The sequence below is a fragment of the Limnohabitans sp. 103DPR2 genome (genome assembly GCF_001412575.1).
Lineage (GTDB): Bacteria > Pseudomonadota > Gammaproteobacteria > Burkholderiales > Burkholderiaceae_C > Limnohabitans_A.
Map to the genome: position 1 here is coordinate 1445662 of NZ_CP011834.1, position 22429 is coordinate 1468090.

Genomic DNA, 22429 nt, shown 5'->3' on the forward strand with positions numbered 1-22429 from the left:
AGTTCCTATGCAAAAAAACACAGCTTTAGCATTGTTGGGTGGCTTAACGCCCGAACAGTTTATGAAACGCCACTGGCAGAAAAAGCCTTTGTTGATTCGCCAAGCCCTACCTGACATGAAGCCGCTCATCGAGCGCAGCCAATTGTTAGAGATGGTTGAAAGTGAAGAAGTTGAGTCTCGTCTCATTGTGCGCAAAGGCGCCAAATGGACCTTGAAAAAAGGGCCGATGGGGCGCAAGAGCTTGCCCTCCCTGAAGACACCCGATTGGACGGTGTTGATCCAAGGCGTCGATTTGCACAATGACGCGGTTCACAGCTTGTTGCAACAGTTTCGCTTTGTGCCCGATGCACGTCTGGACGATTTGATGATCAGTTTTGCGTCTGAGGGTGGCGGTGTGGGGCCCCACTTTGACAGCTACGACGTGTTTTTATTACAGGCGCATGGGCAACGCAAATGGCGCATCGGACGGCAAAAGAAGTATGAATTGCAGGAGGGTGTGCCTCTCAAGATTTTGAAAGATTTCAAGCCGGAAGCTGAGTTTGTCTTGAATCCAGGTGACATGCTCTATTTGCCGCCTGGCTATGCACACGACGGTGTCGCGGTCGGTGAGTGCATGACCTATTCGGTCGGTTTCAGGGTGCCGCGCAGTGCTGAACTGGCCAGCGAGTTGTTGATGGGCTTGTCCGAAGAAGTGACGGAAGACCAGGGCACCGCCAGCGATTTGCTCTACCAAGATCCGCACCAAACCGCTGCAATTCAAGATGCCAGCGTTCCAAAAGCTTTGCAGGAATTTGCAGTCCAGTCTGTGGCCAAAGCTCTGAAAGATCCCCAAATTTTGAATTGCTTGCTAGGCGAATCGCTCACCGAGCCCAAACCCAATGTCTGGTTTGATGCGCCAGAATTTGATGAACTCCCCCGTTTTGAATGGCCAGCTCAGATACGTTTAGATCGACGGACCAAGATGTTGTTCGATGCAAAACACATTTTCATCAATGGGGAAAGCTTCAGGGCCGCAGGCAAAGATGCCAAGTTATTGCGCAAGTTGGCCAATGAAAAGACCTTGTCCAAGGCCTTGGCCTCTCAGCTCAGTGATAACGCGGCCGAATTGATGCAGGCCTGGTGGAAAGAGGGTTGGTGGCACTGTGAGGCCAGCAGTGCACCAAGCGCTTGATATATAAAGCTATAATTCGAGGCTGAACAGTGAGAGCTCGAGTGCTTGCTGTTCTGTCAACAGGGTTTATTCTAATCTTGATGGCAATTTCCCGGAAATTGTTTTTTCACTAACTTTAAGGAAAATAATCATGAACAAGTCTCTCGTTTTGGCTGCCGTGATCGCTGCTGCTGCTTTGGCTGCTTGCGGTAAAAAAGAAGAAGCTGCTCCTGCACCAGCCCCCGCTGCTGCTGCACCAGCACCTGCTGCTGAAACACCAGCTGCACCTGCTGCTGATGCCAAGCCTGCTGACGCTGCGGCTGCACCTGCCGCTGCTGCTCCTGCAGAAGCTCCTAAGAAGTAATTCTTGGCAGTCAAAAAAAACCCCGCAGTGCGGGGTTTTTTTTCGTCTTGATTTTTGATTTATTTGATCTCGTCTGCCAGCAGCTTGATGATCTTGTCGGCATTGGCCGAACTTTCTGGTATGCCATCGGCGCCTTGTACTTGAACCGTTGAAACATCGCCCTTGCTGGTGACAGCAATGCGGTATTTGGCCAAGGCTGGCGTGGTTTTTTCGCTCGAGAACAATTTGGCAAAAAAGCCAGGTTCTTTGTCTGAGGTGCCAGGGGGCGCGTAGCGAACAAAGAACACACCTTGCGCGCGATCGCGGTCTTCGACGGTAAAGCCTGTGCGGTCAATGGCCACACCTACTCTGCGCCATGCGCGGTCAAATCCATCCTGAATCTCAATGGCGGGCAATTGATTGAGCTTGGTAAGCTTGACGTCAGACGCCATGCCAGTTGTGGCGCGGGCGGCTGGCGCGGCAGCAGCGACAGCCGTCGAAGCGGAGGACAAGTTTTGTCCGCCAAGACGCAGCATCATGCGACGCAAGAATTCAACTTCCAATTCCACATCGGCTTCACGCGGTGTCCAAACCGTTTGATCCTTCAAGGTACTGGTATAAATCTCTTTCATGCCGCGGTGCGTGACCGTAATTTCCAGACCTTTGTCGGTACGCTCAATGCGCGTTCTAAAGCGATCGCGTTCACCCGTGGAGTAGAGTGAGTCAAACATTTTGCCGACAGCTTTTCTGAGAAAGTCTTGGGGCAACTTGGCGCGATTCTCGGCCCAGTCAGTTTCCATGATGCCCAATTCAGGCTGATCGGTGGTGAGCACAAAGCCATTGTCTTTCCAGAATTCGCGCAGCGGTTCCCAAACCGAATCGGCGCTGCGTTGGACGACCAAATAACGCTGCGTGCCATTGCGCACAATTCGGACATCGCCCGCTTGGTTGGTGGCGGTGCCTGCATCGTTGGCGGTACGGGCTGCCGGTGCTGCTGCACTGGCCAATGCGCTGGCAGAGCCTGCCACTTGGTAACGCGAGTCGCGCTTCAATTGTGTGAGGTCTGGCGGAATCTCAAGCGTAGGCGCCTGGCTGGCGCTTTTGTAATCGATTTTGCTTTCTTCCAAAGTAGAGCAACCTGCAAGCAAACAGGTGAGGGCCGCAGCGCTGGCCAATGTGGTCAATTGACGAGGCATAGTTACAAATCGATTCACGAGGATTCCTTAAATGAGTCCGCTTGCACGCAACGCGGCTTCCACCACAGGTTGCTGAGGTGTTGACAGTTCGGTCATAGGCAAGCGCAATGTGCCGCCGCAAAGTCCCATGCGTTTCATGGCCCATTTCACTGGGATAGGGTTGGCTTCGACAAATAAATTTTTGTGCACAGGCATCAATTTGAATTGAATTTCCATGGCTTTTTGAACATTGCCTGCCATGGCCGCAACGCACAATTCATGCATCAAACGCGGCGCCACGTTGGCAGTGACACTGACATTGCCTTTGCCACCGCACAGCATCAATGCAACCGCTGTAGGATCATCACCCGAATACACCGCAAATTCTTTGGGCAAATCGCGAATGAGCCACTGAGCGCGTTCGATGTTGCCTGTGGCTTCTTTGATACCGACGATGCCAGGGACTTGAGCCAAACGCAACACAGTGTCGTGCTGCATGTCGGCCACGGAACGGCCGGGCACGTTGTACAAAATGATGGGCAAGTTAGGCACTGCTTCGGCGATGGCTTTGAAGTGCTGGTACATGCCTTCTTGGGTGGGCTTGTTGTAATAGGGCACCACTTGCAATTGGCAGTCGGCGCCGACGCTTTTGGCAAACTTGGCCAATTCGATGGCTTCCGCTGTGGAGTTGGCGCCACAGCCCGCCATGATGGGCACGCGGCCTTTGGCTTGTTCGACAGACACGCGGATGATCTCGCGGTGCTCTTCAACATTCACGGTGGGAGACTCACCCGTGGTGCCCACCACGCCAATGCAGTCTGTGCCTTCGGCAATGTGCCAGTCGATCAATTTTCGCAGGCTGGCGTAGTCCACCGAACCGTCCTCCAGCATGGGGGTGATGAGGGCGGGGATACTGCCAGTAATGGGTTGGAAAGTTTTCGTCATGGCGAATGAATAAAGCGACAAATAAGCATTCTAACGACAGCCAAGGCCAATCTGTTGACCAGATGCCGGGACTTGTGGGGTGGCCACAATGCGCTGTACAAATTTAGGGGGTTGTTCGGAGAAGCCGTCTTCGTAGGCGATGACGTGCATCTTTGCGCAAGTCTGCAGCAATTCGCCAGGTTTGAGCAAAAAGTCAGGCCTGGACGGTTTGCCAATTTTTTCATGGCCTAGGGCAAAGGTCTCGTAAATCAAGAAGCCGTGTGGCTTGAGGCTTTCCAAAATGCGCGGCATCAAAGGTCGCCACAGGTAATGGGTCACGATCACGGCGTCAAAAAGCTGCCCCTCCAAAGGCCAAGGGCCGCCCTCGATGTCTGCTTCCAACACTTGACCATAGGCTTGGGCTGTCGCCAAAGCTTCGGCTGAGCGGTCAACGCCAGTGCATTGATGGCCATGTCCCGCCAACCAGCGCATGTGCCGGCCAGCACCACAAGCCAAGTCGAGCACTTGGCTTTGAGGGGGCAGGAGATGAGTCCAGCGGGTGACCCAGGCTGAAGGATCTTCGGTTCCGTGCATGTGTGTTGCTTTCCAATGCGTTTCTATCAACTGCCGCCATGATGCCTGAATGTTCCTGTATGTCCTGGGGTTGGCTGGGACTGTGAATTTATCCAGTATTTTGTTTGATTTCACACTACAATCTGCGCCCATGGCTACTACTACCTCTTCCAATTCATCTCCCGAATACGGCGAAGGCTCCATTCGAGTCTTGAAAGGCTTAGAGCCTGTCAAACAACGTCCGGGCATGTACACCCGCACCGACAACCCCTTGCACATCATTCAAGAAGTGCTCGACAACGCGGCCGACGAGGCGCTGGCGGGTCACGGAAAAAAGATCAAAGTGGTGTTGCACACCGACGGCTCGGTCAGCATCGAAGACGACGGTCGTGGCATTCCATTTGGTTTGCACCCTGAAGAAAAAGCCCCCGTCATTGAGTTGGTGTTCACGCGCTTGCATGCAGGCGGCAAGTTTGACAAAGGCAAGGGCGGCGCCTACAGCTTTTCGGGTGGTTTGCATGGCGTGGGTGTGAGTGTTACCAACGCCTTGGCCAAACGCCTGGAAGCCACCAGCTACCGCGAAGGCCAAGTGGCCACGCTGGCGTTTTCTGGCGGCGATGTGGTCGAAGCCTTGGTGACTCGCAAAGCAGTCGAGGGCGATCGCAAACAGGGCACCACGGTGCGCGTGTGGCCCGACGCCAAGTATTTCGAATCCAGTGCCTTGCCCATGGCCGAGCTCACGCATTTGCTGCGCAGCAAAGCGGTGCTCATGCCTGGCGTCACGGTCACGTTGCTGAACGAAAAAACCAAGGACACCCAAACTTGGCAATACAAAGCGGGCCTGCGTGATTACCTCATGCAAACACTCACCGGAGACCCGGTCATTCCTTTGTTCGAAGGTGAAGGTTTTGCCGATGGCAACAACGACAGCTTTGCTGAAGGCGAGGGTGCCAGTTGGGCGGTGGCCTTCACCGAAGACGGTCAACCTGTGCGTGAGAGTTATGTCAACCTGATTCCCACCAGTGCCGGTGGCACGCACGACAGTGGCCTGCGTGATGGCTTGTTCACGGCGGTGAAGAGCTTCATTGAACTGCACAGCTTGTTGCCCAAGGGCGTGAAACTCATGCCCGAAGACGTGTTTGCACGTGCCAGTTTTGTGCTGTCGGCCAAAGTGCTCGATCCCCAATTCCAAGGACAAATCAAAGAGCGTTTGAACTCGCGCGATGCCGTGCGATTGGTGTCCAGTTTCGTGAGACCCACCATGGAGCTGTGGCTCAATGAGCACGTAGAGTACGGCAAAAAATTGGCCGAGCTGGCCATCAAGGCGGCGCAGCATCGCCAGAAGGCAGGTCAAAAAGTTGAGAAGCGCAAGAGCTCTGGCGTGGCAGTGTTGCCAGGCAAACTGACCGATTGCGAAAGCAAAGACATTGCGCACAACGAAGTGTTCTTGGTCGAGGGCGACTCTGCAGGTGGCAGCGCCAAGATGGGTCGCGACAAAGAATGCCAAGCCATTTTGCCGCTGCGCGGCAAAGTGCTCAACACGTGGGAAGTTGATCGCGATCGCCTGTTTGCCAACAACGAAATTCACGACATTTCGGTGGCCATTGGCGTTGATCCGCATGGCCCTAACGACTCACCCGATTTGTCGGGTTTGCGTTACGGCAAGATTTGCATCTTGAGTGATGCCGATGTGGATGGTTCTCACATCCAAGTCTTGTTGCTGACCTTGTTCTTCCGTCATTTCCCCAAGTTGATCGAAACCGGCAATGTGTTTGTCGCGCGTCCGCCACTGTTCCGTGTGGATGCACCAGCACGCGGCAAGAAACCAGCTGCCAAAATGTACGCATTGGATGAAGCTGAGTTGCAAAGCATGCTCGATAAACTGCGCAAAGATGGCGTGCGCGAAGGCGCATGGAGCATCAGCCGATTCAAGGGCTTGGGCGAGATGAGTGCCGAGCAGTTGTGGGAAACCACGCTCAACCCCGACACGCGCCGTTTGTTGCCCGTGCAACTGGGTAATTTGGATTTTGCACAAACAGAAAGTTTGATCACACAACTGATGGGCAAAGGCGAGGCCGCCGCTCGTCGTGAACTCATGGAATTGCATGGCGATGCCATTGAGGTGGACATTTAATCATGAACGATCAACCCACTTTAGACCTTCAAAACAGCGAGTCCGATGACTCGCTGAATTTGGCCACTTACGCACAACGCGCCTACCTTGAATATGCATTGAGCGTGGTCAAAGGCCGCGCATTGCCCGATGTGTGCGATGGCCAAAAACCAGTACAGCGACGCATTCTCTATTCCATGTCCCGCATGGGTTTGGGCTTCTCTGGTGCGACAGGTGCCAAGCCCGTCAAAAGTGCGCGTGTGGTGGGCGATGTGCTGGGTCGTTTTCACCCTCACGGTGACCAAGCCGCCTACGATGCACTGGTGCGCATGGCTCAAGATTTCAGCCAGCGATATCCGCTGATTGATGGTCAAGGCAACTTCGGTAGCCGCGACGGTGATGGCGCAGCGGCCATGCGTTACACAGAAGCGCGACTTTCCAAAATCACCACTTTGCTGTTGGATGAAATTGACCAAGGCACGGTCGATTTCATTCCCAATTACGATGGCTCAACTGAAGAGCCGCGCCAACTGCCAGCGCGTTTGCCTTTTGTGTTGATGAACGGTGCCAGTGGCATTGCGGTGGGTTTGGCCACCGAAATCCCAAGCCACAACTTGCGCGAGGTGGCCGATGCTTGCGTGGCCCTCATCAAGTCGCCCAAATTGACGGACGAGGAATTGTTCGCACTGATTCCTGGTCCCGACTTTCCAGGCGGCGGTCAAATCATCAGCCCAGCCTCTGACATTGCGGATGCGTATCGCACCGGTCGTGGTTCTCTCAAGGTGCGCGCGCGTTGGAAGATTGAAGACATGGCGCGCGGCCAATGGCAATTGGTGGTCACTGAGTTGCCCATTGGTGTCAGCTCGCAAAAAGTGCTGGAAGAAATTGAAGAGCTCACCAACCCCAAAGTGAAGGCGGGCAAGAAAGCCCTGAGTGCAGACCAAATGCAACTCAAGGCCAGCATCTTGTCAGTGCTCGATGTGGTGCGCGATGAGTCCAGCAAAGATGCTGCAGTGCGCTTGGTGTTTGAGCCCAAGACCAGCCGCATTGAACAGCAAGAATTGATCACATCTTTGCTGGCGCACACCAGCTTGGAGACCTCGTCACCCATCAACATGACTTCGGTTGGCATTGATGGCAAGCCCGTGCAAAAGTCATTGCGTCAAATGATTTCGGAATGGATCACATTCCGTCAGCAAACCATTGTGCGCCGCTCTGAGCATCGCTTGGGCAAGGTGATGGACCGCATTCACATTTTGGAAGGCCGTCAGTTGGTGTTGCTCAACATCGACGAGGTGATTGCCATCATTCGCCAAAGCGATGAGCCCAAGCAATCCTTGATGGACCGCTTCAAACTGAGCGAACGCCAAGCCGAAGACATTCTTGAAATTCGCCTGCGCCAATTGGCCCGTTTGGAAGGCATCAAGATTGAGCAAGAGCTCAAGGAATTGCGCACAGAGCAAACTCAGCTTGAAGAAATATTGGCCAATCCAGCAACGCTCAAACGCTTGATGGTCAAGGAAATTGAACAAGACGCCAAGACATTCGCCGATCCACGTCGCACCCTCATTCAAGAAGAAAAGAAGGCTGTGGCTGAAGTCAAAGTGGTGGACGAACCTGTCACGGTGGTGGTGTCACAAAAAGGCTGGGTGCGTGCACGCCAAGGCCATGGTCACGACGCAAGCAGTTTTGCATTCAAGTCAGGCGACGGTTTGTATGGCACCTTTGAATGTCGCACGGTTGATACCTTGCTGGCATTTGGGACCGCCCAAAAAGGCAGTGGTCGCGTTTACTCTGTGCCCGTGGCGTCATTGCCAGGCGCGCGAGGCGATGGTCAGCCCATCACCACCCTGATTGAACTGGAGGCGGGGACGCAAGTGGCGCATTTCTTTGCAGGTCCTGCCAACGCCACTTTGTTGCTGTCCAGTTCGGGTGGGTATGGCTTCATGGCCACCGTGGAAAACATGATCTCGCGCCAAAAAGGCGGTAAATCATTCATCACAGTCGGAGAGGGCGAATTGGTATGCGCGCCTTCACATGTTTCGGGCTCCAGTGCCACGCCGGCTGCAGGTGCGTCGCCGATGCCGGCAGCCACACATGTTGCTTGTGCTTCAACAGGCGGCCGTATTCTCACATTTGAAATCAGCGAACTCAAGTTGATGGAGAAGGGCGGACGTGGTTTGATGTTGTTGGACCTTGAAGCCAAAGACACCTTGGCCGGTGCAGCGGCTTACACCCGCAGTGTGAAGCTGACGGGCATTGGCCGTGGTGGCAAAGACCGCGAAGAGACTTTGGAAATTCGCAGCTTGAACAATGCGCGTGCAGCCCGTGCGCGCAAAGGAAAAGCTGCTGATCTGGGTTTTAAGCCCACACAAATCTCACGCGTGGAATAAGCATCCGTTCACCGCGTGGTCTCTGCAAGGCACCTTTCGAGGTGCCTTGTTTTTTGGGAAGGCGGGGCATCAATGCTTAGGCGCGAAATGCATGCGCGGTACAAATTGGTAGGTGGAACGCCAGCAGGTGGCCAGAAGCTCTTCGGGCCCATGGCGATGCGTTAATTTTTTTCGCAAGCGCGACACACACACTTGCAATCGCTTGTTGTTGTAAAAATCTGAAAGACCCCAGATGGCCTTTTCAAGGGCATCGCTGCGCAACGCTTGTTCGGGGGCCATGGCCAATTGGGTGAGCAGCACCGTTTCCATGGCCGTTAGGTCAATGGCATTGTTGGCAGGGCCTGTTAACAACGCTCTGACGGGGTCAATGGTCCAACCTGTTTTGACGGTTCGAGGGAGTCGGGCGGCCAAACGTTGCACGATGGCGATTAACTCAATGGTGTTGAAGGGTTTGCTGATGCAAACATCGGCGCCTGCCGCAATGGCCGCAATTCTTTCTTCAGGCTGAGAGGCTGGCGCCACCATGATGACGCGAAGCTCTGGGTGTTTGGCCAATTGCGCCGCCAGGGTCAAACTTTGTTCGCCCAAGGTAACCGCATCCAAGATCACCACATCGCACGTGCCTTGAACATTTTGTTGATTCAGCTCGTCGGGGTGCTTGCAGTGAATGCCCTGCATGCCCGTGCTGCTCAGGTGCGCCAGCACCTGTTCGGCCAAGTGGTGATCTTGTTCAACGAAGCTGACGCAGAGTGGTTTCATGACAGATTTCCTTGTTTAAATGTTTACTTAAGAACTCATCCTAATTCTTTTTGTATACATTTATGTGCACCTTGTAAGTAATAAATTAAATAAAAGATACTCTTATTTACAGAAAATCGACATTTCTCCTCTCAAGGCTTCAATTTTTACATTGCCTTTCCAGCAACTTGCATAGATAGACAATGTGGTGAATTTGTTGAATATGTGGTTTGAAGTGACGATTCGCACTTCAAACCACATGATTTAAACGATTTCGGCAATCAATTCAATTTCGACGCAAGCGCCCATGGGCAATTGCGCCACACCAAAGGCACTGCGCGCATGAATGCCAGCATCGCCAAACACTTGGCCTAACAATTCGCTGCAACCATTGGTGACCAGATGTTGCTCGGTGAAGTCGGCCGTGGAATTGACCAGGCTCATCACTTTGACAATGCGTTTGACCTGATTGAGATCGCCTACAGCTGCCTGCAGGGTGCCCATCAAATCAATGGCCACTGCGCGCGCGGCCAGTTTGCCTTCTTCCGTTTGAATGTTCTTGCCAAGCTGGCCGGCCCAAACTTGGCCCTCTTTTTTGGAAATGTGGCCACTGAGGAACACCAAATTGCCCGTTTTGACAAAGGGCACGTAGGCCGCTGCAGGCGTTGCAACTGGCGGCAAGGTGATGTGAAGTGCTTCGAGGCGTTTGTAGACGGACATGTTGATCTCAGTTTCAAAAAATTAAATAGGCTCCACAGTGACACTGACTTGCAATGTGTGGTTCGTGCCACCTTGTAAGACACCACGCAAAGGCGAGACGTCGGCAAAATCTCGGCCAACAGCCAGACGCACATAGTCTTCGCCCGGACTGCACCAGCCTTCTCGATTGTTGGTGGGATCGAAATCGTACCAAGATTCTGAGCCCGTTAATGCGTTCAACTGGGGCACACGCAAGGAAACCCAGGCGTGTGAAGCATCACTGCCAATCAGCCGAGCTTGACCTGGTGGGGGTTCCGTCAACAAATACCCGCTGACATACCTGGCCGCCAAGCCCATGCTGCGCAAACAAGCCAGCATGACGTGTGCAAAGTCTTGGCAAACGCCTCGTTTGTTGGCCAGCACCGTCAATGCAGGGGTGCTGATGTCGGTGCTCAAGGATTCGTACTTGAATTCGGTGTGGATGCGTTGCATCAAATCACGGACAGCTTCAATCAAGGGTCGACGAGGGGTGAAGCTACTGAGCGCATAGCGTTTGAATGCCTGATCGATGGGGGCATGGTGAGATGCATAAGCAAATGGGGTGGCGTCGTCGCTGGCTTGACCCGCTCTGTATTGGTAGACCCCTTGGGCTTGCTCCCAATTGAGCGTCTCAGCGTGGTCTTGCAAAGCTTTCGCTTGTGAAAGGGGCAAGGGATAGGTTTCCAGCGTGGATTGCGCATGAACCTGCAAAGTGTTGTGAGCGACGGGCAGTGACAAATAGCAGCGGTGGTTACCAAATGCATCGGGTTGACGCCTGAGCTTTGGCGAGACAGGCAAGGTGCTGAAAGAATGCGTGAGGCAAGTTTGGCAAGGCGTGTTGACGGGCTCGAGATGCGCCACATGCTGCGCCGTGACCACCATGGGGCTGTAGCTGTAGTGTGTTTCGTGCGTGATGCGAAGTTTCATAAGCAATGTCTTAACTTGCGCCAACGCTACGTTGTGCATCATCACTGTGTGAGAAAAATAAACTGTTCAGCTGATCCGAAACACTTCGCGCTGTTTGCCGGCAATGGCTGAGCAGCACCAGAAGTTCTGGGCTGGGATGCAGGCCATCTGTTGAAAGTGATGAGAAATCGACTTCCGATAGCACAGGGATTTTGTGCGACATCTCTTCGGTGGCGCCGTTGGCAAGGTGACCCATTTTGGCCAATCGACCGCGCAATGTTTGCGCCACCCAACCCAAGGCTCTTGGATTGTCAGTGTGCGTCAGCAACAGCTCGAGCATGGCACCCAAAGTTCGACTTTGCTGGTATTGCGCATGAAAGCTGATGGTGCTGTCAAACAAAGCCAACACCGCATCAAAGCCTGCTTGGCTTTGCAGGCAACCTGTTTCAATGGCTGTGGCGAGGGCATGCGCCAAAAAATCTAAACGCTCAATGTGACGGCCAATTGACAGCAGGCGCCAACCATCGTCGCGTGACATGCGATCGGTTTGTGCGCCCGTGAGTGCAGCCATCAATTGGCTGGTGCGTGCTAAGAGTTGTTGTGCCCAGACGCTGGTCGCCACAGGTGCATCGTTTTCTTGTGGTTGAAAAAATGCATTTTCAGTTTGTTCAATCAAGGTCCAATGCTCAGGCGACAAACGCTCTCGCACTGCGGCGGCTGCCAGTTTGATGGCGCGCAAGTTGTATCCCACACCCGTGGTGTTTTGGGTGTCCCAAAAACCTGCAATCAGTGCACGTTCAAACACACGCTTCGACTGCTGAGCTTGCACAACGCCAGGGTTCACCAATCCATGTACGACGCAAAGCTGAGTGAGCCAATCTAACAATTGAGGGCTGTGCTGTGCTTCGCTGTTCAAGGTGTTGAGGGCCAGTTTGGACAAGCGCAAGGTGTTCTCAGTTCGCTCAGAGTAGCGTCCCATCCAAAATAAATTTTCTGCAGCGCGACTCGTCACCAAACGATGGCGCTGTGAACTGGCAACAAACACAGCGTCCTGGGCAGAAGGCTTGGTTTGTTCAGCGGGGGATGAGGCCTTCGTCGAAGCATCTGGGGCCAAGACCCAAACGTCGGCGCTGCTACCACCTTGCTGCATTGAAGCAATGCCGTTTTGAGTGCCCAATCGCGCCAGGCCGCCTGGCAAGACTTGCCAACCGCCTTCTTCATTGGCCAATACAAAAACGCGCAAGATGACCGGACGTGACGGCATCGAGCGCAAGTTGGCAAAGGTGGGGGTGTGCGACAGCGGAAGGAAACTTTGCACAGTGTGCGCTTCGGGATTCTCTTGAATGCGCGCTTGCCATGCTTCTAAAGCTCGCCAATCGAGTCGATGGCCCATCACAGGCTCAAAACTGGTGCGACCTGGGGTGTAGGGGTAAGTCGGTTTGATGACGCATTCTTGAAGTCGCGGCAAGACATCTTGCATGGCGGCTTGTTCGCCGCACCACCAACTGGGAATGGCGGGCAACAGCAACTCTTCTTGCAAGAGCGTTTGCGAGAGCTTGGGCAGAAAACCCAGCAGCGCATTGGACTCTAGGAAACCAGAACCTGGTGTGTTGGCCACCAAGACATTGCCCGCACGAACGGCTTGCAACAAGCCTGGTACGCCCAATGTGGACTCTGCGCGAAGTTCTAAGGGGTCGAGCCAGTCATCGTCGACACGTTTAAGCAAGCCGTGTACGGGTTGAAGCCCCTCGAGGGTTTTCAAATACAGCTTTTCGTCTCGCACCAGCAGGTCGTTGCCTTGCACCAAGGAGAGACCCAAGTAGCGTGCCAAATAGGCTTGCTCAAAATAAGTTTCGTTGTAAGGGCCCGGTGTCAGCAAAGCAATGTGAGCCTGCATGCCAGCACTGGTTCGCAGCTTCAGCGCATTGACAAAGGACCGATAGGACTCTGCCAATGCACGCACAGGCATGGCTTCGAAGGCGCGCGAAAACTGGTTGGAAATGATTTGGCGGTTTTCCAGCAAATAGCCCAAACCAGAGGGCGCTTGCGTTCTTTGGGACAACAACCACCAGCAACCATCTGGCCCTTTGACCAGATCAAAGGCTGCCAAATTCAAATGCCTTCCGCCCACAGGTGAGCTGCCTTGCATGGCATGCAAATAGCCCGAATGGCCTTGGACCAAGGCATACGGAATGGCACCTTGTTTCAAGAGATGCTGCATGCCATAAACATCGGACATGATGCCCTCAAGCAGGCGCATGCGCTGGACCACACCCGTTTCAATTTGAGACCAATCTTGCGCCGTCAAAAGTAGCGGCAGCAAATCCAGGGACCAAGGCCGCTGAGGTTGGTCGGCATTGGCATAGACGTTGTAAGTCATGCCGTTGTCGCGAACTTGCCGCATCATGGCGTCGTGGCGCGCAGGCAAACTTTGAATGCCTTCAGAACCTAGGTGCGATAAAAATTCTGTCCAAGCCGCATTGGCTGTTTGCTTGGCCGCAGACAAGTGCTTGGGAACGTCGGACACTTTGCTGACGCCACCACGCATCTCATCCCAATGCCCCGTGGGGGCCACATCGATGTCTCTGACGATGGCTTGCACCATGGCCGCTGAATCGACAGGGGCTTGCGCGCCTTGGGTGTTGGCAGAAAAAATGTTGTTGTTAAATTCCACAATGCGTCAATTGTCACCTCATCTGACCCGGCGCAGGTCCAATGTGAACGGAAATTCTGGACTGGCCGCCAATTCAATGTTGGCGGGCGGCATGGCCATGCGACCTGGTGTGTGGCCCATTCTGAAAAATCGGGCCAATCGGCGGCTTTCAGCCTCGAAGGCATTGACAGGCAGCGTGTCGTAATTGCGACCGCCTGGATGCGCCACGTGGTATTGCGCGCCACCGATCGAGCGCTTCATCCAAGTGTCCAGCACATCCAACGTGAGCGGTGCATGCACGCCAATGCTGGGATGCAGCGAGGAGGGTGGGTTCCAGGCTTTGTAGCGCACACTGGCCACAAATTCGCCCGCCGTTCCGGTGGCTTGTAAAGGCAAGGCTTGCCCATTGACCGTGACGGTGTATCGGCTGGGGTTGAGGCCAGTGACATGCACTTCCAATCGCTCTAAAGAAGAGTCGACATACCGAGCGGTACCGCTCGAGGTGCTTTCCTCGCCCATGACGTGCCAGGGTTCCAGCGCGTTGCGCAGCGTGACTTGAATGGCATCGATGCAAAACTCGCCCACCCTTGGAAATCTAAATTCAAAGTGCGGTGCAAACCAGGCGGGATCGAAATGAAAACCGGCATCTCCTAGTTCTGTGAGCACGTCATCAAAATCCATTTTGACGAAGGTCGGCAACATGAAGCGGTCGTGCAAAGTGGTGCCCCAGCGCGTGACGGGTGCTGTGTAGGATTCGTCCCAAAATCGTGCCACCAAAGCACGCAGCAACAATTGCTGAACCACGCTCATGCGTGCGTGCGGTGGCATTTCAAAGGCACGCAATTCAAGCAAGCCCAAACGGCCGGTGGCCGAGTCGGGTGAGTACATCTTGTCGATGCAAAACTCACTGCGGTGGGTGTTGCCTGTCATGTCGACCAAAATGTTGCGCAGGCTGCGGTCAACCAACCATGGCGGCATGCTTTGGCCGTGGATTTGGCGGTTGCGTGCAATTTCTCGCAAGGCAATCTCAAGTTCATAAACTTGATCGTTGCGCGCTTCGTCCACGCGGGGTGCTTGGCTGGTGGGGCCAATGAACATGCCGCTGAACAAGTAGCTGAGGCTAGGATGGTTGTGCCAATACAGTAACAGGCTGGCCAGCACTTCAGGGCGACGCAAGAAGGGGCTGTCTTGCGGGGTGGCGCCACCCATCACCACGTGATTGCCACCCCCCGTGCCGGTGTGCCTGCCATCCGTCATGAATTTCTCAGCACTCAGGCGTGTTTCAAAAGCCGCTTGGTAAAGGAACTCGGTGTGTTCTACCACTTCTTTCCAGCTGCTGGCAGGGTGGATGTTGACCTCGATCACGCCAGGGTCGGGCGTCACTTGCAACAACTTCAAACGCGGATCACGCGGCGCAGGGTAGCCTTCCAACACAATCTTCATTTGAAGTTGCTGTGCGGTTTTTTCGATGGCACTGAGCAGGTTCAAATAATCTTCAAGTCGCGCAAGGGGCGGCATGAAAACATACATCACCCCTTGAGCATCGGCATCCGTTTTGGCATCTTTCAATGCCACAGGACCGTTTGCGCGGCGTGGATCGCGAATCTCCACGCACAAAGCTGTTCGCACGCTTTGCTTGTCTGAAGTGAATCGTGCAGGCGCCTTGTCTGCGATTGAAGCTGCGCGCGATGTCGAGTGATGTTGTTGCTGGAGGATGGGTGCGTGCGTTGACTTGGCATTTGCATTGTTGACGACTTGCCCATGCGCTAAAGGACCACGCGGTGCATAGGGATCTTGGTCGATCAACACGGTTCGGTCTGTTGGCGCCGACCAAGGCAAGGAATCCAGGGGCAGCCGCCAGCCCATGGCTGAGTCACCTGGCATCAGGTAGAGGCGCTCGTCACGCACAAACCAAGGGCCGCTTTGCCACGCAGTGGTCGATTCAGAATCGGCGCTGGGGTCTCGTGCTTGTAAAGGCAAAAGGTAGCCCACTTCGCGGTCGAGTCCTTGCGAAAAAACGCGGTGCAGTCTAGCGCGTTCCAGCTCATCGTCCAACCGAGAATCGAAAGGGTCGACGTTGACTGGCAGTCGACGCTCGCGCCAGAGGTAGTACCAGGTGTCTTCAAATCCAGGGATGATGTGGCCCTTAGAGACGCCTAGCTCGGTGGCCAAAGCGGCAATGAAGCTGTGAGCATCTTGTGTGGTGTAGTGATGCGCAATGCGCTCATCTGCAAACAAAGAAGGGTCTTGCCAACAAGGCTGGCCATCTGCGCGCCAATAGATGCTGAGGGCCCAGCGCGGCAGTTGCTCGCCGGGATACCACTTGCCTTGACCAAAGTGCAGAAAACCACCTTGTCCGTATTGCTGCCTCAATTTGTGAACCAACTCTGTGGCCAAACCCCGCTTGGTTGGGCCAAGCGCGTCAGTGTTCCATTCAGCTGCGTCGCGGTTTTCTGTGGCCACGAAGGTGGGCTCGCCGCCCATGGTCAGTCGCACATCACCGGTCAATAATTTTTGATCGACTTGTTCGCCCAGGGCCAGCACATCTGCCCATTGTTCTTCGGTATAAGGTTTGGTCACGCGAGGGGATTCGTAAATCCGCGTGATCTTCATCTCGTGGCTGAACTCAACTTCTGCTTCGTCCATCAAACCCTCGATGGGCGCTGCACTAGAAGGTTGAGGTGTACATGCCAATGGAATGTGACCTTCACCTGCAAGCAAGCCTGATGTGGGGTCCAAACCAATCCAACCTGCACCGGGCAAGTACACCTCGCACCAAGCATGCAAATCGGTGAAATCAACTTCCGTACCGCTGGGACCGTCCAGTGATTTCACATCGGGTGTGAGTTGGATCAAATAGCCCGAGACAAAGCGAGCAGCCAAACCCATGTGGCGTAACAACTGAACCAGCAACCAAGCAGAGTCACGGCAAGAGCCACTCTTCAGCTTCAAAGTTTCTTCGGGTGTCTGAACCCCTGGTTCCATTCGGATCAGGTAATTGATGTCCTGGTAGACCTGCTGGTTGATTTGCACCAAAAAATCGATCGTTTTTTGACGATTCTTGTCGATGTTTCCAAGGTAATTTTTGAACAGCTGTGTGCTTGGCAGTTTTTCCAAATAACTTGTGAGCTCTTCCTTCAAAGCGGGTGAATACGTCAAGGGCACATACTCAGCGCTAGGTTCTAAGAAAAAGTCAAACGGGTTGAAGACCGCCATTTCCGTGACCAAGTCGACGGTCACTTTGAATTCGGTGGTTTTTTGGGGAAAGACCAAGCGGGCTTGGTAATTGGAGAAGGGGTCTTGCTGCCAGTTGATGAAGTGCGCTTCGGGTTCAATCTTGAGGCTGTAAGACAAGATGTGGCTTCGGCTGTGAGGCGCGGGTCGCAGGCGTATGACTTGAGGGCCCAACTGAACGGGCCGGTCGTAACGGTAGTGTGTGACGTGGTGCAGTGCGACGTGAATGGACATAAATGCAAGTAAGCGCAACAGCGGCTGCATCGAAAGAGCAGCTCGGGCTGTCTAAACTAGCAAAAGCCGCGCCATCCTGGGCCTAGCGGAAAGGTTCAAACATGTGGCGATGGATGCCGGGTTGGGTTGGGGCTTGGCTCTTGGGTACAAGACTTCAACTGCAGCAAGAGAGTGTGTGGCCTGTTGCATGGACTTTGACCGGCGTTGCAAGCGCTTTACTGGTGCTTGCAGGGGCCTATTGGTTTGATCGCTGTCAAGCGCATGTTATTCAAAAATTCGTGCCTTGGGCGACACACCGTTTGGCTGTTTGGGGTGCCATTGCCTTGCTGGCCTGCGCCCTGGTCAATGCACGTTGTGCGTTGCAAATGCAAGAGGCATTGAACCCCCGATTAGAGGGGCAAGACTTGCATGCCTTGGTGGAAGTGACGTCATTGCCGCGGATGGGTGAGAAGGGTGTTCTGTTTCGCGGGCGGGTGCTGCGCGCAAGCCTGGCCTCATCAGGTGATGCGGTCAAGGTCCCAACTTTCATTGAGTTCAATTGGTCCGATTGGGATGCGCCCAGCAGCATGGACTTGCCGCTGTGGCAGAGCCTACAAGCAGGTGATCAATGGCAGTTTCAGGTTCGGCTGAAGTTGCCCCATGGCAGTCTCAATCCGGGTGGTTTTGACGAAGAGTTACGTTTGTGGGAATTGGGCATCATGGCGACAGGCAGTGTTCATGCGGGCAAGGGGCAAAGGCCCCCCAACAAGCTCAGCAGTTCCTGGCGTTACCCGGTGGACCGATGGCGTCAACAAGTGCGTGCACAAATTCATTCAACACTGCAGGCCAGCGAGCTTGGCGCCAAGTCCTCAGCAGGCGTGATTGCCGCCTTGGTGATGGGTGATCAAGCCGATATTGCGTCAAGCGATTGGCAGATTTTCAGAGCGACGGGAGTGGCGCATTTGATGAGCATTTCTGGCTTGCACATCACCATGCTGGCTTGGCTTGCGTCTGTCTTGTTGGCCTGGGGTTGGCGATCTTCTGCGCGACGGGGAAGTGTGCTGTGTCTGCGTTTACCGGCACCTCTTGCCGCATCGGTGGGCGGCTTGCTTGTGGCTTTGAGTTATGCCATTTTTTGTGGTTGGGGTTTGCCCGCACAAAGGACCATTTTGATGCTGTTCGTCTTGTCCGTTCTGCGTTGGCAAGGTGTGCGTTGGCCTTGGTATGGCAGCTGGGCTTTGGCCTTGTGGGTGGTGAGCGTTTGGGATCCCTGGGCCTTGTTGCAAGCGAGTTTTTGGTTGAGTTTTGTGGCGGTGGGCGCCTTGATCCTGGCTGACCCCGTTGCAGCTTCGCAGCGCACCAATTTGGAGACTCAGGACGCCAAAATGGTGCAGCCTGGGCCATTTAAAGAATTTCGCCTCATGTTGGGTATTGGCCTGTTCACTTACTTCAAGTCGCTTGTTCGCGAGCAGTGGGTGGTGACCGTTGCATTGGCACCCTTGTCAATTTTGTTTTTTGGTCAGTTGTCGGTTTCAGGGATGCTGGCCAATTTGATGGCCATTCCTTGGGTGACTTTGTGCGTGACGCCTCTGGCTTTGGCGGGATGGGTCTGGCATCCTTTGTGGCATGTGGCGGCTGGGGCATTTGAGCCCTTGATGTGGGGTTTGACATGGTTGTCGCAATGGCCCTCTGGTGTATGGCACTTTGCACAAGCACCGATGGGACTGACGCTGTTGGCCATCCTGGGTGCCTTGATCTGTTTTCAACAATGGCCCTGGGCTTTGCGGTGTTGGGGTGTTTTGTGGCTTTTGCCCATTGGCTTGTGGCAAGTACCCAAGCCCGTTTGGGGTCAGTTTGATTTGTGGGCGCTGGACATTGGTCAAGGCAATGCAGTGTTGCTCAGAACGGCGCACCATGCTTTGCTTTACGACACTGGGCCCACTTGGGGAGCTGATGCGGATGCGGGACAGCGTGTGTTGGTGCCATTCATGTCACGAATGGGGGTTGACTTAGACCGTTTGATGCTGAGCCACCGCGACAGTGATCACACAGGCGGAGCGTCTGCTGTGTTGGCATCTCATCCCCATGCTGATTTGTGGACTTCATTGGAGGCGGGCCACCCTTTGTCGCAATTGCGTGAAGTGAATCGGTGCCATGCGGGACAAAAGTGGACATGGGATGGGGTTCGATTTGAGGTCTTGCATCCTGCACTGGCCGACTACGCCTTGAACAAAACCTCCAACGGCCTCAGTTGTGTGTTGAGGATTGATGCAAGTCAAGGTGACCTTTCGCAAAATGGGCATGATGCACGGACCGCCAGTGCATTGTTGGTAGGCGACATCGAGGCGCCACAAGAGCAGGCTTTGTTACAGGCGCATGCCCTTCAAGCGGTGGATTTTTTGCTGGTGCCACACCACGGCAGCCTAACTTCCTCAGGCTTTGATTTTGTGCAGCAACTCATGCCGAAATGGGCCGTGGTGCAGGCGGGCTATCGCAACCGCTATGGCCATCCGTCGCCTCAAGTGGTCGCGCGGTATGCCCAGTTGGGGGTGCCTTTGGCCATGTCACCAGTTTGCGGTGCTGCCCATTGGCAAAGCCAAACGCCACAAGCGCTAGACTGTGAGCGAAACCTCAAACGTCGCTATTGGCACTTCAAGGCGCCTTAAGCGGCCGTTTGGTGAGAGGGTGCGGGTATGCATCTTGCTTTTCAGAAAACAGGAGTGAAGTCAGATGCAGCGATTTGATGAGATGTACAGTCAGGCCACGGCCACGCAGCCGGGCAGTCCTGTCAGGGCCCATTACAAGGCTTATGCCGATTGGTTGTCGGGGCAGAGCAGCAGCACGATGCTGGCGCGGCGCGAAGAGGCCGAAATGATCTTTCGCCGGGTGGGCATCACCTTTGCCGTCTATGGTGACAAAGACGAAAGTGGCTCTGGCACTGAGCGACTCATTCCCTTTGACCTGATTCCGCGCATCATTCCCGCCCATGAGTGGCAAAGCATGGAAAAGGGCTTGGTGCAACGCGTCACGGCCCTCAATCGCTTCATTCACGATGTCTATCACGACCAAGAAATCATCAAAGCGGGCATCATTCCAGCCGATCAAATCTTGAACAACGCGCAATTCCGTCCCGAGATGATGGGCGTGGATGTGCCGCACCAAATTTACTCCCACATCAGCGGCATTGACATAGTGCGTGCACCCAATGCACAAGGGGAGGGCGAGTATTACGTTTTGGAAGATAACCTGCGCGTGCCCAGCGGTGTGAGTTACATGCTGGAAGACCGCAAGATGATGATGCGTTTGTTTCCCGAATTGTTCAGCCGCCACCGCGTGGCACCTGTGGCCCATTACCCCGATTTGTTGCTAGAAACCTTGCGTGCCTCAAGCCCTGCCTCCTCTGCAGAACCTACCGTGGTGGTGTTAACGCCAGGCATGTACAACAGCGCCTATTTTGAGCACGCTTTCTTGGCGCAGCAAATGGGTGTGGAGTTGGTTGAGGGTCAAGACTTGTTTGTCAAAGACCAGTTTGTGTACATGCGAACCACCCGGGGACCCAAGCGTGTCGATGTCATTTACCGACGTGTCGACGATGACTTCCTCGATCCCAAAGTGTTCAGGCCCACTTCAACTTTGGGTTGCGCCGGTTTGATGGACGCCTACCGCGCAGGCAATGTGGCCATCTGCAATGCCGTGGGCACAGGCGTGGCCGATGACAAATCCATCTACCCGTATGTGCCGCAAATGATTGAGTTTTATTTGGGTGAGAAGCCAATTCTGAACAACGTGCCCACTTTCATGTGCCGCAAGCCAGATGACTTGGCCTATACCTTGGCCAACTTGAAAGACTTGGTGGTCAAAGAGGTGCACGGTGCAGGCGGGTATGGCATGCTTGTAGGGCCCGCATCTACCCATGCAGAAATAGAAGATTTTCGGGCCGCGTTGATCGCCAATCCATCTGGCTACATTGCGCAACCGACCTTGAGTTTGTCGAGTTGCCCCACCTATGTTGAAAGCGGTGTGGCACCTCGTCACATTGATTTGCGACCTTTTGTGCTCAGTGGTCGCACCGTTCAAATGGTGCCAGGCGGCTTAACCCGTGTGGCTTTGAAAGAAGGCTCTTTGGTGGTCAATTCATCGCAGGGCGGTGGCACCAAAGACACTTGGATTTTGCAAGCTTGAGCTGCAATTGACTGCCATTGCGCACCCATCAAGAATTTGAAAGAAGCACCATGCTAAGCCGTACTGCAGATCACTTGTTTTGGATGTCGCGCTACACCGAGCGCGCCGAAAACACCGCTCGCATGTTGAATGTGAGCTATGAAACTTCCTTGTTGCCACAGTCCAGTGCCACGGTGCAAGCCGGTTGGGAAGGTTTGTTGTCGATCAGTGAATTGTTGCCTGCCTATACCCAGCTGCATGGTGAGGTCACACCGCACCATGTGATGCAGTTCATGGTGATGGACCCCAACAACCCGTCGTCAATCATTTCATGCTTGCGCGCAGCACGTGAAAACGCCAGGGCTGTTCGAGGTGCACTGACCACCGAAGTGTGGGAGACGCAAAACCAAACCTGGCTGGAAGTGAACCGCATGATTCGCTCTGGCGAATTTGATGCTGATCCAGGTAAATTTTTCGAATGGGTGAAGTTCAGATCTCATTTGTCGCGTGGCGTCACCGTGGGCACCATGCTGATGGACGAGTCCTTGCACTTTATGCGCTTGGGGACCTTCTTAGAGCGTGCCGACAACACGGCGCGTTTGGTGGATGTGAAGTTTCATGCGGGACAAAACGATCGATTTGGTGCATTGCCAGTTGCGTCCATGCTTACGCCCATCACCTCCAATTCAACCCAATCACAAACGCTTGCACCCGAAGCGGGCTTGGATGGCTCGCAAGAGTTTGACTTCTATCACTGGAGCGCCATCTTGCGCAGTGTCAGTGGCTTTGAAATTTATCGCAAGGTCTACCGCGATGTGATTCGCCCTGACCGTGTTGCGGAACTGCTTATTTTGCGACCCGACATGCCGCGTTCTTTGCACGCCAGCTTGAACGAGGTGGTGAACAATTTAGAAGCAGTGACCGACAACATGCAAAGCGAAACTTTGCGCCATGCCGGCAAATTGCGTGCAGATTTGGCCTATGGCCGAATTGATGAAATTTTGGCCACGGGTCTGCATGCTTATCTCACGCAGTTCTTGGAGCGCGTCAATGTGTTGGGCGGCAGAATCAGTCGCGAGTTTTTGATGCCACAGGTGGGCTGAAAATCTTTCAGA

At 54.2% G+C, this 22429-nt stretch carries 15 protein-coding genes; 7 read left to right on the forward strand and 8 right to left on the reverse strand.

Translation table 11 applies throughout. The features are described 5' to 3' along the window. Positions 1-7: 7 nt before the first annotated feature. On the forward strand, positions 8-1171 hold the full coding sequence (locus L103DPR2_RS07110; RefSeq protein ID WP_055360390.1) for a cupin domain-containing protein: 1164 nt from the start codon (positions 8-10) through the stop codon (positions 1169-1171). 130 nt (positions 1172-1301) lie between these two features. After that, positions 1302-1514, forward strand: a complete 213-nt coding sequence (locus L103DPR2_RS07115) for a hypothetical protein (RefSeq protein WP_055360391.1) — start codon at positions 1302-1304, stop codon at positions 1512-1514. Positions 1515-1573: 59 nt separating this feature from the next. Here the strand turns inward: L103DPR2_RS07115 and bamC are convergent, their stop codons facing one another. The 3 genes from bamC to L103DPR2_RS07130 are packed head-to-tail and all read right to left on the reverse strand — an operon-like array spanning position 1574 to position 4186. Then, positions 1574-2689, reverse strand: a complete 1116-nt coding sequence (bamC, locus tag L103DPR2_RS07120; protein ID WP_055360392.1) for an outer membrane protein assembly factor BamC — start codon at positions 2687-2689, stop codon at positions 1574-1576. 27 nt (positions 2690-2716) lie between these two features. Then, positions 2717-3613, reverse strand: a complete 897-nt coding sequence (gene dapA / locus L103DPR2_RS07125) for a 4-hydroxy-tetrahydrodipicolinate synthase (protein ID WP_055360393.1) — start codon at positions 3611-3613, stop codon at positions 2717-2719. Between the two features lie 30 nt (positions 3614-3643). Then, on the reverse strand, positions 3644-4186 hold the full coding sequence (locus L103DPR2_RS07130; RefSeq protein ID WP_055360394.1) for a class I SAM-dependent methyltransferase: 543 nt from the start codon (positions 4184-4186) through the stop codon (positions 3644-3646). Between the two features lie 130 nt (positions 4187-4316). Here L103DPR2_RS07130 and L103DPR2_RS07135 point away from each other — a divergent pair, with 130 nt between their 5' ends. Further along, the gene (locus L103DPR2_RS07135; protein ID WP_055361917.1) at positions 4317-6299 is read left to right on the forward strand and encodes a DNA topoisomerase IV subunit B; all 1983 of its coding nucleotides are present in this window, start codon (positions 4317-4319) and stop codon (positions 6297-6299) included. Positions 6300-6301: 2 nt separating this feature from the next. Next, positions 6302-8671, forward strand: coding sequence for a DNA topoisomerase IV subunit A (gene parC / locus L103DPR2_RS07140; protein WP_055360395.1), 2370 nt, complete (start codon positions 6302-6304; stop codon positions 8669-8671). Positions 8672-8740: 69 nt separating this feature from the next. Here parC and L103DPR2_RS07145 read toward each other — a convergent pair whose 3' ends face one another. From L103DPR2_RS07145 to L103DPR2_RS07165, 5 genes are all read right to left on the reverse strand, one after another. Further along, positions 8741-9430 carry a response regulator transcription factor gene (locus tag L103DPR2_RS07145; RefSeq protein WP_055360396.1) on the reverse strand — a complete coding sequence of 230 codons (690 nt, stop codon included), beginning with the start codon at positions 9428-9430 and terminating at the stop codon, positions 8741-8743. 243 nt (positions 9431-9673) lie between these two features. Further along, a complete protein-coding gene (locus L103DPR2_RS07150; protein ID WP_055360397.1) occupies positions 9674-10129 on the reverse strand; it encodes a RidA family protein in 456 nt (151 codons plus the stop codon). 21 nt (positions 10130-10150) lie between these two features. Then, a complete protein-coding gene (locus tag L103DPR2_RS07155) occupies positions 10151-11074 on the reverse strand; it encodes a transglutaminase family protein (protein ID WP_055360398.1) in 924 nt (307 codons plus the stop codon). A 10-nt stretch (positions 11075-11084) separates the two neighbouring features. Continuing rightward, positions 11085-13727 (reverse strand): circularly permuted type 2 ATP-grasp protein, encoded by a 2643-nt coding sequence (locus tag L103DPR2_RS07160; RefSeq protein WP_231717701.1) that lies wholly within the window; start codon positions 13725-13727, stop codon positions 11085-11087. 18 nt (positions 13728-13745) lie between these two features. Next, entirely contained in the window at positions 13746-17174 is a 3429-nt protein-coding gene (locus L103DPR2_RS07165; protein ID WP_055360399.1) for a transglutaminase family protein, read from the reverse strand. A gap of 101 nt (positions 17175-17275) precedes the next feature. Here L103DPR2_RS07165 and L103DPR2_RS07170 point away from each other — a divergent pair, with 101 nt between their 5' ends. The 3 genes from L103DPR2_RS07170 (at position 17276) to L103DPR2_RS07180 (ending at position 22417) form a co-directional block, all read left to right on the forward strand. Next, positions 17276-19819 carry a DNA internalization-related competence protein ComEC/Rec2 gene (locus tag L103DPR2_RS07170; protein ID WP_082466749.1) on the forward strand — a complete coding sequence of 848 codons (2544 nt, stop codon included), beginning with the start codon at positions 17276-17278 and terminating at the stop codon, positions 19817-19819. A 64-nt stretch (positions 19820-19883) separates the two neighbouring features. Next, entirely contained in the window at positions 19884-21335 is a 1452-nt protein-coding gene (locus tag L103DPR2_RS07175) for a circularly permuted type 2 ATP-grasp protein (protein WP_055360401.1), read from the forward strand. A 50-nt stretch (positions 21336-21385) separates the two neighbouring features. Next, positions 21386-22417: an alpha-E domain-containing protein gene (locus L103DPR2_RS07180; RefSeq protein ID WP_055361919.1), complete on the forward strand. Its 1032-nt coding sequence runs from the start codon at positions 21386-21388 to the stop codon at positions 22415-22417. Positions 22418-22429: the final 12 nt, after the last annotated feature.